The organism is Oscillibacter sp., assembly GCF_032018205.1.
Lineage (GTDB): Bacteria > Bacillota > Clostridia > Oscillospirales > Oscillospiraceae > Oscillibacter.
Genome location: NZ_DALZOY010000027.1, coordinates 1 through 16,804 on the forward strand (window position 1 = coordinate 1; position 16,804 = coordinate 16,804).

At 50.4% G+C, this 16,804-nt stretch carries 13 protein-coding genes and 1 pseudogene; 9 read left to right on the forward strand and 5 right to left on the reverse strand.

The annotated features are described in order from the left end of the window. The first annotated feature begins 65 nt into the window (after nucleotides 1-65). The 9 genes from RTU96_RS14220 to RTU96_RS14260 all read left to right on the forward strand — a co-directional run bounded on the left by RTU96_RS14220 (nucleotide 66) and on the right by RTU96_RS14260 (nucleotide 10,832). Nucleotides 66-215: a hypothetical protein gene (locus RTU96_RS14220; RefSeq protein WP_312637305.1), complete on the forward strand. Its 150-nt coding sequence runs from the start codon at nucleotides 66-68 to the stop codon at nucleotides 213-215. Nucleotides 216-347: 132 nt separating this feature from the next. Continuing rightward, nucleotides 348-896 (forward strand): hypothetical protein, encoded by a 549-nt coding sequence (locus RTU96_RS14225; RefSeq protein ID WP_312637306.1) that lies wholly within the window; start codon nucleotides 348-350, stop codon nucleotides 894-896. Nucleotides 897-956: 60 nt separating this feature from the next. Continuing rightward, nucleotides 957-1,394, forward strand: coding sequence for a VanZ family protein (locus RTU96_RS14230; RefSeq protein ID WP_312637307.1), 438 nt, complete (start codon nucleotides 957-959; stop codon nucleotides 1,392-1,394). Nucleotides 1,395-1,777: 383 nt separating this feature from the next. Next, nucleotides 1,778-2,059, forward strand: coding sequence for a hypothetical protein (locus RTU96_RS14235; protein ID WP_312637308.1), 282 nt, complete (start codon nucleotides 1,778-1,780; stop codon nucleotides 2,057-2,059). Nucleotides 2,060-2,357: 298 nt separating this feature from the next. Continuing rightward, nucleotides 2,358-3,143, forward strand: coding sequence for a LytTR family DNA-binding domain-containing protein (locus RTU96_RS14240; protein WP_312637309.1), 786 nt, complete (start codon nucleotides 2,358-2,360; stop codon nucleotides 3,141-3,143). Continuing rightward, nucleotides 3,140-4,477, forward strand: coding sequence for an ATP-binding protein (locus RTU96_RS14245; protein ID WP_312637311.1), 1,338 nt, complete (start codon nucleotides 3,140-3,142; stop codon nucleotides 4,475-4,477). Before RTU96_RS14240 ends, RTU96_RS14245 begins: the two co-directional genes overlap by 4 nt. Before the next feature lie 475 nt (nucleotides 4,478-4,952). After that, nucleotides 4,953-5,387 carry an Rrf2 family transcriptional regulator gene (locus tag RTU96_RS14250; protein WP_312637312.1) on the forward strand — a complete coding sequence of 145 codons (435 nt, stop codon included), beginning with the start codon at nucleotides 4,953-4,955 and terminating at the stop codon, nucleotides 5,385-5,387. 54 nt (nucleotides 5,388-5,441) lie between these two features. After that, on the forward strand, nucleotides 5,442-6,224 hold the full coding sequence (locus RTU96_RS14255; RefSeq protein ID WP_312637314.1) for a class B sortase: 783 nt from the start codon (nucleotides 5,442-5,444) through the stop codon (nucleotides 6,222-6,224). Nucleotides 6,225-6,254: 30 nt separating this feature from the next. Continuing rightward, nucleotides 6,255-10,832: a DUF5979 domain-containing protein gene (locus RTU96_RS14260; RefSeq protein WP_312637316.1), complete on the forward strand. Its 4,578-nt coding sequence runs from the start codon at nucleotides 6,255-6,257 to the stop codon at nucleotides 10,830-10,832. Nucleotides 10,833-11,036: 204 nt separating this feature from the next. On the opposite strand, the gene RTU96_RS14265 is transcribed toward RTU96_RS14260, so the two are convergent. The 5 genes and pseudogenes from RTU96_RS14265 to RTU96_RS14285 form a co-directional block, all read right to left on the reverse strand. Continuing rightward, a complete protein-coding gene (locus tag RTU96_RS14265) occupies nucleotides 11,037-12,146 on the reverse strand; it encodes an MBL fold metallo-hydrolase (RefSeq protein ID WP_312637317.1) in 1,110 nt (369 codons plus the stop codon). Then, nucleotides 12,146-13,813 (reverse strand): iron ABC transporter permease, encoded by a 1,668-nt coding sequence (locus RTU96_RS14270; protein ID WP_312637318.1) that lies wholly within the window; start codon nucleotides 13,811-13,813, stop codon nucleotides 12,146-12,148. The genes RTU96_RS14265 and RTU96_RS14270 overlap by 1 nt, the downstream gene beginning before the upstream one ends. A gap of 15 nt (nucleotides 13,814-13,828) precedes the next feature. Continuing rightward, nucleotides 13,829-14,881, reverse strand: coding sequence for an ABC transporter substrate-binding protein (locus tag RTU96_RS14275; protein ID WP_312637320.1), 1,053 nt, complete (start codon nucleotides 14,879-14,881; stop codon nucleotides 13,829-13,831). Nucleotide 14,882: 1 nt separating this feature from the next. Next, nucleotides 14,883-15,851: an ABC transporter ATP-binding protein gene (locus tag RTU96_RS14280; protein WP_312637321.1), complete on the reverse strand. Its 969-nt coding sequence runs from the start codon at nucleotides 15,849-15,851 to the stop codon at nucleotides 14,883-14,885. Nucleotides 15,852-16,188: 337 nt separating this feature from the next. Next, nucleotides 16,189-16,804: pseudogene (locus RTU96_RS14285) on the reverse strand (hypothetical protein); the annotation flags it as partial.

The following is a 16,804-nucleotide window of genomic DNA, read 5'->3' on the forward strand; positions in this document are numbered from 1 at the left end:
ATTATATATCAAAATCCTTGAGAATAGGGTGTCAACTTTATTTATACAACATCAGGAGTACCTATGTGGACTCATGGAGCGGCTCTGGAACCGGGGCAATCTTTGTCTCCGGCCAGTGTGCTGTCAAGAGCGGAAAGAGTTACACCCTGACCCTGAGCTATTCCGTGAATGGAATGGACAAGCCCTCTGTCTCCGTCAGCAACACCTGCCCGTAAGATCAAAGGCAAAAGCGTGTTCTTCGTGAGGTGATTATTACGCAATAAATGCCTTCAACCAGTCCGAGGTACATCTATGCTACGAACGTGTTTGTTTAAACCACACAATAGAAATGAAAGGAAAGATCCGAAATGAAAAAATCTGTTTGCGTTATTATGACCTTATGTATGATTTTTGCACTTGGCGTTAATGCGAGTGCATTACAACCGCCTAATGCAACTATGGAATTTCCCGATAGTTATGAAGCGGCAATGGCTATGGGATATGATGACTATTTGACCGAAACAGCAGTAACGCGTGGAACTGGTGTTCCTTCAACTTTGTATGATTTGAGTACGGGTACATATGAAGGATTTCTTGACAATATTCGAACGGGAATCTACACAAACTATTATTTTTATCCCAACAGTAACGGAAAGTTGACCTTTTCATGGAATGTACGCGGCAACAAACCGTTGGATGGTTCATCTCCGTCTTGGAAAGTTCTTGTAGGCGTTTACGATATTGCAGGGGGATATATTAAGGAAACCAAAGAAGGGGCATGGCATTCTGATTTTGGCTCCTTCCATGAAGAGGAACTAACCTTCTCTAACTTAAGTACAAGTAAAAAATACTGTTTCTTCATTTCTGTCTATAACGGAGCATGCCAAATTTGGGGAGACTGTTATGTTTCCCGGTAAGCATATGATGTGATAAGGCTGAGCATGATAAAAAAGCAAAGCAAGGTATTCCTATTCATATTGCTAATTACATACGGTATTCTGATAATCTTGGTTACTCTTTGCAGAAAACATTATTGGACAAGCAATCCAATTTTATACTGGGACTACATCAAACGAAATGTGCAGTTAGTACCACTAAAAACAGTTGCTGAGATGTTCAATACTTTGCTAGACAACAACTTTTCAGTAAATGCCCGAATTCTTGCAATTGCCAATATAGGTGGCAATATTGCTATGATGGTTCCTAGCGGAATCCTTATCCCTCTTGCATTGCCTCGAATAAAGTCATTCTCTTTATTTATAGGCTGCATGATGATTATCATTATTTCAATCGAGTTGATTCAATTATTTACCATGGCTGGATCGTTTGATATTGATGATATATTGCTTAACCTTGCAGGTGCAGTATTGGGCTTTTGGACGTTCAGCAAAAGCAAGAGGTATCTTTCGAGATAACTCAGATTCGCCGCTTAACGCAAAGCAGCCGTCAGGTGCTCAGTACGAGCATCTGGCGGCTGCTTTTGTTTTGATAATACTGCTTTTGGGCTTGCTGCTTAAATTTTGCACCATTCTTTATGCGAATGCCTCATTCATGATGTTGCGGAACGGCGCTAATTCGTCCTCGCCCTCGTCGCCGTCTACGCCTTCGGAAACCGCAATCAAGCGGACATCGTGCTGCGGGAATATGCAGTCCCCGCACAGGCAGACCGGCGCTTAGCTTTGGGGTCGGCATTCCAACGCCGCGCTCTCCCTTCCGCAAACTCTGAAACAGGCAGGCAAGTACTTCAAAAATGCTATCACTTTAACGAAGACGTTTACAACAGAGGGAGAATTCACACTTGGTACAGAAATACAAAGCTCTTTACCGACGCGCGCTGGCGCTCATGCTGTGTGCGGCAGTCGTATGCGGCAATACGATGATACCGGTTGCCGCCGAGGACAATGTGCCCGCTTCGGAGCCCCCCGCCCTGCGGGCGGCGGAGGTCTTCGTCCCTGCTTCGGCGCTGCCGGAGGTAACGATTGATTTGGCGGAATTACCACGCTGTTTTAACAAGTTAAATAAATATTCTGCAAAAAGACCTGCTGAATCGGTAGATTATCACGCCGTGCCCACGGCTTAAGAGACGTTTGATATGGAAAATTTTCTATAATTCCACAGTGCGCTTGAATGCATTACATTGGTTAAAAATAAAAGACTTCCTTTAAATTTGATACACAAACGTAGTAATTCCGTACATTGCAGGGAGAAGTAAGGGCTTCTATATATATTATAAAATGCAATTTTCCTTTGCCGCCGAGCATCAGGGAGCAGTTTGGAAATAAGTTTAAGGGAGTTTTGACATAATAAGTGTGATCACTTATTTACTCAGAACTCCCTTTATATAAGGGAATAATCGCAAAGGAGGTGCAGGTAAACGCATGCTAAGAGTTGTTTTGTGTGACGATAACAGCGATTCCGTCAGGAAATATGCGGAGCTTATTTCTCTGATTGCTGATAAAAATCAGTATGAGGTTGTAATTTCCAGCTATGAAAGCGGAGAAACTCTGCTTTTTCACAATGAAGACACACCTGGACAAATTGATATTCTTTATCTGGATATTCTGATGGAAAAAGCAGACGGAATGGAAACAGCCCGCAAGCTGCGGGACAGTGGCTGTAAAGCACAGATCGTCTTTTTAACCAGCTGTGAGGATTATATCTACGATGCTTTTGATGTAAACGCGGTACAGTATCTCATCAAGGACATTACGAGCATTGAAAAATTTGAGCGGGTTTTCTTGATCGCGGCAGAGCGTGCCTCCGTAAATAAGGAAGAACTGTTCACCTTTGAATTTGATGGTGAGATCGGAATAATTCCCATACATCAAATCTCATATTTTGAAATATGGAAAAGGCTCGTTACAGTATATTATGGGAATGGAAAAACAGCGAAATTCTATGGCAGGATGGAGCAACTGGAGGAAAGTCTTTGCAGAAAAGGGTTTGTACGCGCCCATCGATCCTACCTTGTCCACCTTCCCTATATCGCAATGTTCCGCCATCAGAGCCTGCTGCTAAAGACCGGTGAAGAAGTCCCAGTGGGAGGGACCTATATGCAGCCCCTGAAAAGGGCGTTCTCAGATTATATTGCGTATTTTCACATTTGTGGCTCTGAAGACTCTTATGGCTTCGAAGATTCAAATGGGATGGAGGCGGGGAGATGATCTACTACTTTTCAATGACCATGGTACTGCTGTATTATTTAGTGTTCATCATCTATTATCAATCTCTTTTCCATGTACAGGGACGCAGAGTGCCGCAGATTGTGGTGACTTTGGGGCTTGTGGTTGCATCCTATGTTTGCCTAAATACATGGGATTGGCTTTTGCTTAATTTTCCCGTTGTCATGGCGATTATGGTAGTGGGCTTTCACTTTACCACCGGTATGAACTGGGGACAGGCAGCTTATGGCGGTGGAACCTGTACGATTACCGCTTATTGTTTCCGTGGGATTTTTACCGTGATATCTTCTTTTATTTATAGAGGCTGCAATTTCTTATACGATGCTGGTGCTTATTATATTATCACGATTTTGGCGCTTCCCGCTTCGCTCCTGTTTTTCGGAGCGCTTCGCAGAACGATCATCCCGGATGACAAACTTAAGAAATTTTTGGATAATGACAGTCAGCTTAAACTAGTCGTGGCTTACCAGATGGCTGCGATGATCAATTTAGTTGTCATCAATTCGGGGCGTTATCTATCTCCAAGCAGCGACTGGTATATGGAAATAGCGTTAGGCGCCTGTACGCTAACTCTTTTCATGCTTATTTTTGCAATCCACCAATCCATTCGCAGTACCGAACTTCTGGAGTACCAATGGAGAACAAAAGCGCTGGAGGATCAATATAACCTGCAATTGCAGCACTATAAATCGTACCAAAAACATACGGAGAGTTTCCGGACATTCCGGCATGATTATAAATTCATGATGGGCACGCTAAAATCTTTTATCAAGGCAAATCAAAATGATAGGGCTATCAAATTGCTGGATGAAATTTATGATGAAATGCAAAAGAAGGTCCAAATCCATAAAAGGTACTCTGACAACATTACGCTGGATGCGATTTTGCAGGATTTTTCAAATGTTTGTGAAGAGAAAAAAATCCGCTTTACTTGCTGTGTTTTTGCCCCCAGGAGCACCGCGCTGACTCTTTTAAATGCAATTCGTATTTTTTCAAATGTCACAAGCAATGCCGTAGAGGCATGCGAAAAGGTGCCTATATCCCAACGTTTTATTAAAATCACAAGCACACACGATCAGCGGTGGGTCATGCTTGAGGTAACCAATTCATATGACGGTCAGGTTATTATACAAAACGGAACGCTTAAAACAACTAAACCAGATAAATTAGGGCATGGACTTGGACTTGGGATTGTACAGGAGATTGCCGAAGATATGGGCGGCTTTATCATTTGTGATACGGATATAGAGAACAAAACCTTTTTGACGCGCGTTCATATTCCATATGTTCAAGACGGAGAATCCGCGCCGCTCTGATACGTTCCGGTTCTCATTCTGGAAGGCTCGTCACTCTATAGCCTACAAAACAATAAAGAAGATTACGACCACAAATTTTACACAAAGTTGTTAAGCTTAACAGAGTGCTTGGAATGCCGCAAAAGACCGGCAGCGTTGCTTATGAACGCTGCCGGTCTTTTCCGTTAGGAATCGCTCTAGCGTATTTTCTTGCCAAAATCACAATGCCGGTTTCCTAATTTGTGATAAGTACCGTCTCGTGCGCTCAATAGTAAAAACACCCCGTTATTTTCCGGCTATTTCGTTTTTCTAATATTTTTATAAAATTCTAATACACAAAAGTATGATTTAAATACATAGAACGGGAGGAGATACGTTTATATGCTAACCTATACTCGTAGAGTGCTACATGAATTAGTAAAAATAAATGGGCGTGACGCAGAGCAAGTAAGGTTTATTCGCAACAGATAACAGCAACATACTGGGGGAATATCTATTGAAATTACATATATCCACAGATTACGCCATTCGCATCGTCCTGCATCTGGCACAATACGCCCCTCGGATTATTTCGGCACCGGTCGCCTCCGAAGAACTGGGCATCAAATATCCTTTCTTCACCAAGGTGGCCTCCGCGCTCAAAAAAGCGGAGATCATTGAATCGGTAATGGGCAACAGCGGCGGCTATCGGCTTGCAAAGGATGCCGCCGATATTTCCCTGTACGATATCATTTGTGTGATGCAGGGGAAAATCTGCATTAACCGCTGTCTGGAGGAAGCTGGGGTGTGCAGCCGGTTCGGCACAGAAAGCGGCCAATGCCCCGTCCATCAGATATTGGAAGATTTTCAGAAGGACATGATTGCCAAGCTGAAAGAGCAAACCATTGCGGACCTCTGCAAGAGAAACGAACAGTTTAAACCGAACAAGTGATGCACCAACGAGTCAATGAAAATAGCTTTGCGGCCCTTGAAGGGAGGTGAGTGGATGGCACGAGGCAAAAAACTCCTATCGGGCGCTTTCCTGCTCCTTCTGGTGATTTCCGTCAGCGCCATTGGCCACAGCCTGCTGGCAGATTACCGGACCCAGAGCCAGACACAGCAATTGGCACAGCTTCACAGTCCGCCCCCGGAGTCAACCGTCCCACCCAGTGAGATGACGGGGCCGGAGGCTGTGGCAGAGGGACCGGAAGAGCCTGTTATGCTGGAGCAATTTCACGCCCTTTACGAACAGAACCCGGATATCATGGGCTGGCTCAAAATCAACGGCACCCGGATTGATTATCCGGTGATGCAAAGCGGTGAGGACCCCGAATTCTATTTGGAGCATGATTTTGAGAAACAAGCAAATAAGAACGGGGTGCCTTTTTTAGATACGCGCTATTCCCCGGAGGGCTCGGATGTCCTGCTCATTCACGGCCACAATATGAAAAATGGGCTGATGTTCAGTGACCTTCTTCGCTACAAAGAGGAGAGCTACTATCAATTACATCCTACCATCCGGTTTGACACCCTTTACGAGGAGGGTGAATACGAAATCATCGCCGTCATCCTGGCGCCTGCCCTTTATGAAGGGCAGGACGGGTTTCGGTACTATGAAACGGAAGCGATTACTACAAGCGCGGCATTTGACGAATACCTGAAAAGGATACAGGCACTGGCTCTGTATAAAACCAAGAAAGCAGCCTGCTATGGCGACAGACTGATTATTTTATCAACCTGTGAGTATTCGCAGGAAAACGGCCGCTTGGCGGTCTTGGCAAAAAAATAGGAAGTTACAGGGTCGAGAGGAGATCAAGTTGTGAAAAACAGGACATTGAAAAGCATTTCTGCGCTTTTGCTGGTGATGATGATTATTCAGATGATACCCACACAGGCAATTGCCATGGGTGATGCGTATGCGGACAGCGGCGCGCTGGGTAGTTTCGCTGTCCAAGAGGGAATGGCGACACCTAAAGACGGCGAACTGCCGGAGGGGGGTGAACTGCCACCGGGTAATGAGTTGCCAAAGCCAACGGAAACGATACCCGGAATCGGAGAGATACCGGTGCCTTCTGGAACGGGTGTAAGTTCGGAAAAACACGAGCTGATTTGGATTGATCCTGGTAATTCCGCTGTAACCGTCGGCGGCAATTCCTATGAAATTACTCCCGAGAGTAATGCCAATCAGACTGTAACGGTACAACTGAATTTTACGCTTGGCGGAAAAGATTCGGTTCCAGTCGGAGCAGTCAAGATTCGCATCCCCAAGCATATTCTCGAAAATCGGGATGGAAACGGCGCCATTTTACAGGTTGACCTTGGCGTTCCCAAAGCACCTGCTATGGGAGACACCAATTTCAATTACACAGAAGATGGGGATTACTTTGTCCTGACCAATTATAGACAACTCATGCCGGCCGATAACCTGACCTGCACGGTGTCCTATCAGTTCCGCCCTTCGGACATTCAGAACGGAAAGACCTTCTCATTTCAGGCCCAATTCCAGGTGGAGGATGAAAACGACACGCCGATTCTCGACACAGCCAGCGAGGAACTAGACATGACTGTCCATACCTCGGCGGAATTATATTCCCTATCCAAGACCGTCATCGGCAAATGGGAAAGCTGGCAGACAGGCTGGGGGACGGCCCCGGCTGATGCGGGAGATTATTTCTACGTGGCCTACTACTATAGTTGTCCGCTGAATATCGGCGGCAACACGCAGCCTTACACGATCCGGTTTGAGGAAGACCCCAAGGGCGACAGCGAGCTGGCAGGCTGGTGGGCTCCATTGGATACCACCAACAAGCAATATACGCAAGACTTACTAAAAACTTCCCTGATCAATGTGAGCACCTACCCCTTTACTCCCGGTACAGCGCAGGACTTTCATGCAAACGCTTCATATAAGGTTCAATCCCCCATCATATCTGCAAGTGGTTGGGGAAGAATCCTCTATCAGGCAGTACTGGTAAAGTATCCCCGCACTTCCCTGAGCGGCGAAACCAGCGTTACCAACAGCATCACGGCAAAGCTTTACGGGCGGGACAACGGGAATTCAGCGCCGCTGGATACCAAGACAGCCAGCATTGCTTATGACTATACAAATGTGACTCATCAATACCCCGGCGATCTTTATTCCTTTGAAAAGGGTCTGAAATCGGCTTCCCACCCCGGGGCGCTGAATATGCTGCTGGCGGATCGTCCAGTTCAGGATCGCTGGTCTATGAAAGCTAACGCCAGATCGTGGGACCTGACAAATAATGGTACAAAAGATTACACGCTCGAGCTGGAGGATATGGGGATGTCGGGGGGGCTTGTTCCTCTTGAAGATTATGTGTTTACCTCCTTCTTTCCGTACCAATATTTTAAGTATGATCATACCATTGATGAGAACAAGGGATATGTTGAGGTGGAATCCAAGGATTACAGCACCTATGAGCCGTTAAAGATCTATATACAGACAGGTGCTGACGTTGCCTCCGAAACCTGGACACACTTCGGCACCTTTAAAATGGGTGTTCCTTCTGAGTTTACCTATACGGCGCAATATGGTGGCACAACGCTTACCGGGTTAAACTATAACAGCAATATTTCTCTGCCTGCAGAGACGGGGCGGATCAAAGCGGGTTACACCGGAAATGCGTATAAGGTTTATTTAATCTTCTATGTCACCACAGAATTACAGCCAACGCAAAAGGTAAAAGTCTTAGCTCAGTCCCACTTCGATTCAAATGGGAAATGGATGGTGACGAACTACGCTTCATTGCGTGTGGAAGATGCGCAAGGCAGTCAAAAGGAAAAGAGAACTACTAGCCGCAATCTCTACTTGACGGGGCTGGAGACCACCTCTCAGTTAGAAAAAAGGGGCGGCCTGATCCAAAATGATCCCACGCATTCCAGAATGACCCAAGATTTTACGGTTGAACAGTACGACCGTATGTTCAGGTACAGTACATCCTTTACCATAGAGGAATTGCTGGAAAAGAAATTGTTCAAACCGCAGCAAACTGCAACCTTTTACGACCTGCTGCCAAAAGGCGCAAAGGTCAAGCCGGACAGCGTGGCGGTTGGCACTTATCTGTATGGGAATTCAAATATGACCGGATCATCTGCCGCCCATTTCACGGTAACGTATGAGGAAAACTGGCGTGACTCCGGCCAGACCATGATGATTGTGAAGGTGACAGGCCGGACCGATAGGAATCCGAATGTCGTCTATTCCACCAGCGACCCCACGTCTCTTTGCACTGGATACACGCTTACCTATACCGTCTATTATCCGTGGGAGGACATTGCCTGTTATGGTTCCAAAATGCTCAACAGTGTCGCCTATCATGCCGAAGAAGGACATGAGTTCGCTAAAGGGAGCGCAGATGACGGTGACTTTGGGTACAATGCAAAAACCGACAAAGTAATGTTCGAGGACCTGGATGCGGAAAATGCGAACAATCGAACAGAAAAGCGCTTTCTGTACGCTGAATATTTCGTGACACTGAATCCTGTCACAGCGCACGAGTCAGGCTTGTTAAAAAAGGTCATAGGCAGCGATGTAAATGCTGGCTACGGCAATTCCGCTCAGATAGACCATGACGACTCCTATACATACCGCCTGCGTTTTGTCAGCCAAACTGGGCAATCCTCCTCCGGTGTCATCCTTTATGACGGGCTGGAAGTTGGCGGCCCAAAGGGCCAAGGCGATTGGAGAGGTGTTCTGAAGAGCATTGACATCTCACACCCGCTCTCCAAGGGAATTGATGTGAAGGTATACTACTCTGAGTATCCAAACGGAATTGATCCAACAAATCCCGCGCAGGCCAATCTCTCTGACACGACTTACTGGACATCGACCAAACCGAACGACCTGAGTAAAGTGACTGCGCTGGCGTTTGACCTCACCAGCAAGAAAGCTGGAGACAATTATGTCTTCGCACCAGGCGAAGGCGTGGAAATTTTCCTTCACATGAAAGCGCCGGCTGATAGCAGTACCACAGGCGCTGCTTACAACACCGCCTATTTGAAGGCCACGATCACGCCGACCGAGGGAAATCCCAGCACCGCCACCGAACCTGGAAACACAACGGAGGTTCGGCTTGCCAGCGCACAAAGGCCCGGTCCGGACACCGGATGCCTGAAAATCTGCAAGACGGTAACGGGCAGCGGGGCGGACACGAACAAGGAATTTGAATTCACGGTAACCTTGCTGGATAGAAACAATCGGCCGCTCACTGACTACTACGATTACACTGGCAACACCGGCAAAACCGGGATCGTCACAAGCGGCGACAGGTTTTCTCTGCGGCACAATGAGTCGGTCACCATCACCGGTCTTCCTGCCGAAACAGAGTTTAAAGTGGTGGAGGATGATTACATTCAGGAGGACTATATTCCTTTCAAGGATACCATCGAGGGCTTCATCAAAAAAAACAATATGGAATGTGCGAGCTTTGAAAATACGAAGGTGCAATCCCTGCTGCCCCAAAGCGGATTGCTTGAGATTCGTAAGACGGTGATGGGGAACGGCGGCGACTTGAACAAGGAGTTCGAATTCACGGTTGACTTTGAGGATACAACCGGGCGGCCTCTTGTGGGAACCTATGATTACAGCAACATCACCGGCAGCAAAAGCGGTACTCTCATAAGCGGCGGAACAATTTCTTTGAAGCATGGAGAAGTAGTGACAGTCCAAGGACTTCCCGCAGGCACCAAGTACACGGTGACGGAAGCCGACTATTCGGTCGATGGCTACGCAAAAACCAGCGTTGGAGAAAACGGCAGTATTACAGAAAACCAAATAGCAATAGCCGGATTTACTAACATCAAGGATCAAGCCGCGCCTCCGGGACCAGAACAAGGTCCAGACCCGGAACCCGATCCCGCACCCAAACCTGAACCGACGTACGGAAAGCTGAGCGTTAGAAAAACTGTTCTCAATGGTGACACAAGCAGAAAGTTTGTATTCACCATAACCTTCCAAAACGCCAGTGGCCAGACACTTGCCGGAAGCTACGGCTACACGGGCAGTAAAACCGGCAGCATCAAAAGCAGCGATACCTTCACCCTTGGTCATGGCGAGAGCATTACCATCGAGGGGCTTCCCTCTGGGACAAAGTATCTTGTAGCGGAAAATGACTACTCGAATGAGAGGTGCAAAACCACCAAGACGGGTGACGCCGGAACAGTGACAGCCAACGCGACAACGACGGCCAAGTTTATCAATCGTTTCCCGGATGTTGTTTCGGTTCCGGATGGTGAGATTCCCTATGAAAACTTGGATCTTCCCAGGACAGGAGATCACGGAATTACCCATTGGATATGGCTGCTGCTGTTGTCGGCCGCGGGATCTTGCATCACTCTTATTACAGAGCGCAAGCGCAAAGCAAGTCAAATAAAATGATTGAAAAGCAGCCATCCTAATAATCGGTTCGTCGGAAATGTTGCAATTGGGAAAGTGTGGTCAAAGAATATGTTTCCCGCCTTTCTAAAACACAGATTGCAGGCATAAAATCAAGCCACATTGTGAATTTATCCATAAGATAAGCCCAATGCGAAAAGCACGCAGCACACAGAGCCGATCTCAGCTCTGCGTGCTGCGTGCCATTTATATGGAATGCATTTTCTTTGATGTCTCCAATAAAATGGTTTCTTGAAGGCAGGGCCACGCCGGGGTGTGATATGGTACCACATGCCGAAAGTGGTTTTTTCCTTCAAGCAATCTCCGATCCCTGTCCGAACAATGGACGGGGACGCGGCAAAACGCCGCTTTTTTCGCCAGCAGAAGCCGCCAACTCCCTGTAAGCGCCTCTACTGCGCCGGTGAGCAGTACGCCGCCTTTTTCCGCAAAGGACTCCGCATATACTTCCGCTTCCGCCGTGTTCAACTGGGGATCGCTAAGAAAGCAGAGCCCGTTGTCTGGAGGTGCGTCGGGCAGCGGACGCGGATCCAGCTCCGCGATGCACCGCCGCCGGGTTTGGGATATCCAAAAGTCCTCGCTTTTTGCAAGACGTACCTGCTTAATGAAGTGGGCGTCTCCATAAACCGGAACCACCGGCCAGCGGGGATGGAGCAGGGACAGCAGCTCTAACCCCCGACCGTATTTCGGTATCGGCAGCAGAATGGGCTGTCCCGCCCGGCAAAAGGTTTCGGCACAGTCGAGAAAGTCCCGCCGCATCTCATCTCCTGTGCGGGGTTCCGGGCCATACGCGCTGTCCAGCACCGCCAAATCGGCGGTCACGTTCCGGATGGGATCCGCTGGGTAGACCAGACTGTCCTCAGTGTAGTCGCCGCTGAACAGCAACGAGCAATTCTCCAGCGAAAACTGATACCACACGCCGCCTGCGCAGTGACCGGAACGGCCCCACCGCACCTCCATCCCCTGAACAACACCAGCGCCGCCGGGACACAGATCCTCCAAGGCCAGTCCCTCCTCCACATGGACTGGTAGCTGCTCCAGCGTGTGCCGGGAGGCGATTATCGGGGCGGTATATCCCCGCTCCCGGAGCCATGGAAGTGCCCCGGTGTGGTCGGCGTGGGAGTGGGTGAGAAACACGTATTTGAGCGAGCGGATCTGATCGTCCCGCAGCCGAGGCAAACCGCCATCCGCCGCCCCGGTCATTATTCCGCAGTCCACCAGAAAGGCGGCGTGCTCACCCTCCGCCCGAAAACAGTTTCGCCCGTGCTCTCCCACGCCGCCGGCAAATGTAACCTTCATCAGCAGCGCTCCTTTCGACTGGACAGGGCGTTCATAGCCAGCAGCGCCCCGGTGGTGATGAGTACGCACAGCACAGCCATGGACATGCCCAAGGACACGCTGCCCTGCTCAAATTCCCGATTGATGTAGGTGGAGACCACCAGTACATTGGGCGGGGCGATGAGGCTGGCGGTGACCAGCTCCCGAAAGGCGATGATGAAGATCATCATCCACCCCGAGAGAATGCCCCGGGAAATCATGGGGAGCGTAATGCGCCGGAACACATAGGCCGGACTTCCCCCGAAGGTTCGCCCCGCCTGCATAAGGCTGTCGTTGATTTGGGTAAATGAGGAGGTCACATACTGCACCGTATAGGGCAGGTATAGTACCACATAAGCCAACACCATGATGCCGATGGTATTATAGAGCGGCACGATTTTATAGATGGAGTTCCAAAACAGCATAATGCCGATGATGAGGACGATGGAAGGCAGCATTTCTGGCAGTAGGCTGATTCCCTCCGCCAACTTGCCTGCCTTTCCCCGCCGTTTCCGCACGACCAGCACCACGGCGGTGCCCAACAGGGAGCAGAGCGTGGCTGAGGACACCGCCAGAAAGAGACTGGTCTGGATCGCCTTCAGGCTTTTCGGCGTGGTGAACATCTCCGCATAGTGGGCCAGGGTGAAGTTGCCGGCTGCCAGCCCATACCCCCGCAGGTTGATGAGAGAGGTGGTGATGATGGAGAAATAGGGGATACCAATTGCCACCAAAACAACCAAAAGGACCCACAGCCAGGAAAATGTCACCCCCGCGGGCGTCAGTTTGGTTTGTGTGGAGCGAGTCCCTTTGCCGTTGACCAGCCGGTAGCTGGTGCGGCCGGTGATGTAGTTTTGAAGCAGCCACAGTCCCATGCAGATGGTCACCAGCACTGCGGACAAACTGGCGGAGCGGCCGAAGTCAATTGGCGCGGTGGTGGAATAGCGGTGGATGTCCGTGGTGAACACATCGTAGCCGATGCGGCGGCCAAGGGTGTAGGGCGTGCCATACTCCGCAAGGGTCTTGACGAACACCAGCAAAGCGCCGATGGCATAGTTTCCGGTCAGGAGGGGCGCAAAAATCTTCCGCAGCCGCTGTCCAAAATCTGCGCCGAAGACGGCGCCGCTCTCCTCCAGACTGGCAGGGATATTGCGGATGGCGTTTTTCAGCATGGTCATAAGAAATGGAAACACATGGAGGCTCATCACCAGCACCAGTCCGCCGAAGGAGAAAAACTTCTCGGAGAAAGATCCGGTGGCAGGAAACATTTGCTGAAACAGGCCGCGCTTCTGCATGAACAGAATCCAGCCCATGGAGACGATGTAGGGTGGTGTCATAAAGGGCACCATAAAGACGATGTCCAGCCAGCGGCGCTTTGCCATTTGCGTTCTGGCCAGCAGATAGGCGGTAGGCGCGGCAATCACGGTGGAGCAGGCCACCACGCAGGCACCCAGTTTCAGAGAGTTCCAGATGGTTTGCAGATTGCCGCTGTCCGCGATCATGGCCCAGGCGCTGGAAAGGTCAAGGCGGCCATCTGTGATGACCGCCTTGGCAAAGACCGTGATCAGGGGACAGACGATCAGCACCGCCAGAACCGCCAGCAGCCCCATCAAGGGGAGGACGGATTTCCGAGTGGTTAAAAGCTGTCTCATAACTCCTCCGTCAGCTTACTGGCAGATGCTGTTCAGCTTGGCGGCGGTGTCGGAGGCCACACCCATCATCTTGTCCCAGTCGGTGGTGATCTGGGGGATCTCATCCAGATTGGAGCGGTTATCGCATTTCACATCGCTGCGGCCGGGCAGCAGATAAGCGTCGGCCACCAGTTGCTGGGCCTCATCACTGAACAGAAAATCGACAAACGCCTTGGCATTGTCCATGTTGGGCGCGGCCTTGAGAATCATGGCGGGACGGGGATTCACCACCGTGCCGCTGGCGGGATAATAGATGCCAAGAGGCTCGCCCTTGGATATGGAGGAGTAAGCGTTGTAGTCAACGCCGGCAATCAGAATGCCCTTTTCCCCGGTGGTAACGGCCTCTAAAGCGGCCTTGTTGGCGCCGGGAACGGTCAGGCCGTTGTCGGCCCAGGACTGCATAATGCTCTCGCCGTCAGCCGCGCCGGTGACGAGACCCGCCAAAAAGTCCTTACAGGCGCCGGACTTCTCGGGGTCGGGAATGGCAATGTCACCCTGATACCGACTGTCGGACAGCTCGGACCAGTCGGCGTTCAGCTCAGGGTAAACGGTGGTGTTGTAAATCACACCCACGGCGGAGGCGCTGTACCCAAACAGAGTGCTGTCCTCGTCAATCCAGCCATTGTTAATCCTGGCGGCGTCAGCGGGCGTGTAGGATTCCAACTGGTCGTCGGCTTTCATAGTCAGGCCGTCGGACCAGGAGGCCAAAATCACCACGTCGGCCAAGGGATTGGCCTGCTCGGTTTCCAGACGGGCCAAAATCTCGCCAGTGGTACCTTGGAACTGCTCCACCTCTACGCCGGTCTTGGCGGTGAAAGCCTCAGCCAGCTTGTCGGCGAGGCCGGCTGGGCTGGGCATGTACACGGTCACCTTGCCGGACAGCTTCGCGTCGACAGGCTCCGGCGTCGGCGTTTCCTTGGAGGTATCTGGCGTCTGGGTGCTCTGGTCAGGCTTCGTGGTCTGTCCGCAGGCGGCCAGACTCAGGCACAGGCTGCTCGCCAGCAGTAGGGACATGAACTTCTTTTTCATCTCAAATATGCTCCCTTTCACAGTGAATAATTTTCTGCGGGTCTATGTAAACAGATACCGTTTCACCAGAGGCCGGTTTTCGACCGCTGCGTAGCATCCAGGATACATCCTGATATTGGAGAAGAACTTCATAAGCATCGCCCATATACTGGATGGCAGTGACCGGCAGGTCATACTTGGAATAGCCCTCCGTGGGTGTCAGCGTCATGGCCTCGGGCCGAAACAGCTCCGTCGGACTGAGCCAGTTGGACTTGCCCACAAAACGGGCCACAAAGGTGGTCGCGGGACGGAGGTATATGTGCTCCGGGGTGTCGCACTGCTCCACCACGCCGCCGTTGAGGACAGCGATGCGGTCGCTCATGCTCATGGCCTCGGTCTGGTCGTGAGTGACAAACACGGCAGTGAGTCTTAGCCGGGAGACCAGCTCTGCCAGTTCCCGGCGCATCTTCTCCCGCAACAGGGCATCCAGAGCGGAGAGGGGTTCGTCAAAGAGTACGCAGGCCGGTTCGATAACGATGGCTCGGGCGAAGGCCACCCGCTGCTGCTGGCCGCCGGACAATTGATGGGGATACCGCTGAGAAAAGTTCTCCAACTGTACGGCCCGCAGGGCTTCCGCCACTCGCACTTCCAGTCCGTTCGTATCTTTTTTGGCCCGCAGACCGAAAGCCACGTTTTCAAACACAGTCATGTGGGGCCACAGCGCAAAGTCCTGAAACACAAAGCCAAGGCCCCGATTTTCCGGCGGCAGATTGATCCGTTTTTCCGCCGAAAACACCAAAGAATCATCAAACCAGATCTCCCCAGTGTCCGGCGCCTCCAGTCCTGCAATCATCCGCAGCAGCGTGGTCTTGCCACAGCCTGAGGGGCCCAGTAAAGTGGTGAAGCTGCCGCTTTCGATGGTCAGATCCGTGGGGGCGATGACCCGGTTGCCGCCGAAGGTTTTTGTGATGTTAACCAGTCGAATCTCCATAGCCGCTCCTTTTTTCAAGTTTCGTTTTATTATAGGGCGTTATTTTTGACCCATCTGCCGCAGCATGGTAAAGAAAATGTAAAATATATGAAAATTCGCCTTGCTTTTCTTTGACATTGCTTGTTATTTGCCGACGGATGACTTTGTTTATGGCAATCACAATGTTTTTTTCAGTATGCTTTTAGTGGACGTACCCATTAACACGGAACTTTAGCTATGCGGAAATGAGCGCAGGAGCGCATGATATCACTTTAGTGATATCATGCGCTCCTGCGCTTTGGGGAGATGGGCCAGACCCCTCACAGTGTTATTGCTGGCGCAATTGCGTCACGTTCTTTTAAGGCGCAGGCGCAAGCAGAAAAGCATTCAGTGTTGCGCTTTGCACTGGACCTAAGAGAATCTGACCACCAGTGGCACTTAGAATCGCCAAATCCAAAATGTCTCCCGTATCCAGTGAGACGATTGCGCTGGTGGAGATGGTTTCCATCTCTGTGGTAAGGGCAAAACCAGCCGACAACTCCGCAATAAACCCACCGTTTTTCCGAGCAGCAACAATGATCCCAAACGAGCCTGAGACAGCCAGCAGAATAATGGAAAAGTCAATCTTATAGGTGCCTGCGGTTTGAATCACCAGACTATTGACGCCTGTTCCCATATTACTGAAAACCATCGGCTCTTCCAAAGTGATGACAGCTTCTCCACCGGCAGGAATTGTAATGGACTGAGCCAGCTCACTGAAGCGTCCGCCAAAGGCTAAGGACATAGCGCCTTGTGGGCCAGTAGGTCCTGTTACACCTTGTGGCCCAGTGGGTCCGATTTCGCCCTGCGGCCCGGTGGGTCCGATCAAACCTTGTGGACCTTGGATGCCAGCGGGCCCGGCTTCGCCTTGCACCCCAGCAGGCCCAGCATCGCCCTGCGGCCCGGTGGGTCCGATCAAACCTTGCGGACCTTGG

Coding starts and splice junctions, on each gene's coding strand:
- RTU96_RS14255 (WP_312637314.1), top strand. CDS start 5,442: ATGGCACGAGGCAAAAAACTCCTATCGGGCGCTTTCCTGCTCCTTCTG.
- RTU96_RS14265 (WP_312637317.1), bottom strand. CDS start 12,146: ATGAAGGTTACATTTGCCGGCGGCGTGGGAGAGCACGGGCGAAACTGT.
- RTU96_RS14240 (WP_312637309.1), top strand. CDS start 2,358: ATGCTAAGAGTTGTTTTGTGTGACGATAACAGCGATTCCGTCAGGAAA.
- RTU96_RS14245 (WP_312637311.1), top strand. CDS start 3,140: ATGATCTACTACTTTTCAATGACCATGGTACTGCTGTATTATTTAGTG.
- RTU96_RS14280 (WP_312637321.1), bottom strand. CDS start 15,851: ATGGAGATTCGACTGGTTAACATCACAAAAACCTTCGGCGGCAACCGG.
- RTU96_RS14225 (WP_312637306.1), top strand. CDS start 348: ATGAAAAAATCTGTTTGCGTTATTATGACCTTATGTATGATTTTTGCA.
- RTU96_RS14275 (WP_312637320.1), bottom strand. CDS start 14,881: ATGAAAAAGAAGTTCATGTCCCTACTGCTGGCGAGCAGCCTGTGCCTG.
- RTU96_RS14270 (WP_312637318.1), bottom strand. CDS start 13,813: ATGAGACAGCTTTTAACCACTCGGAAATCCGTCCTCCCCTTGATGGGG.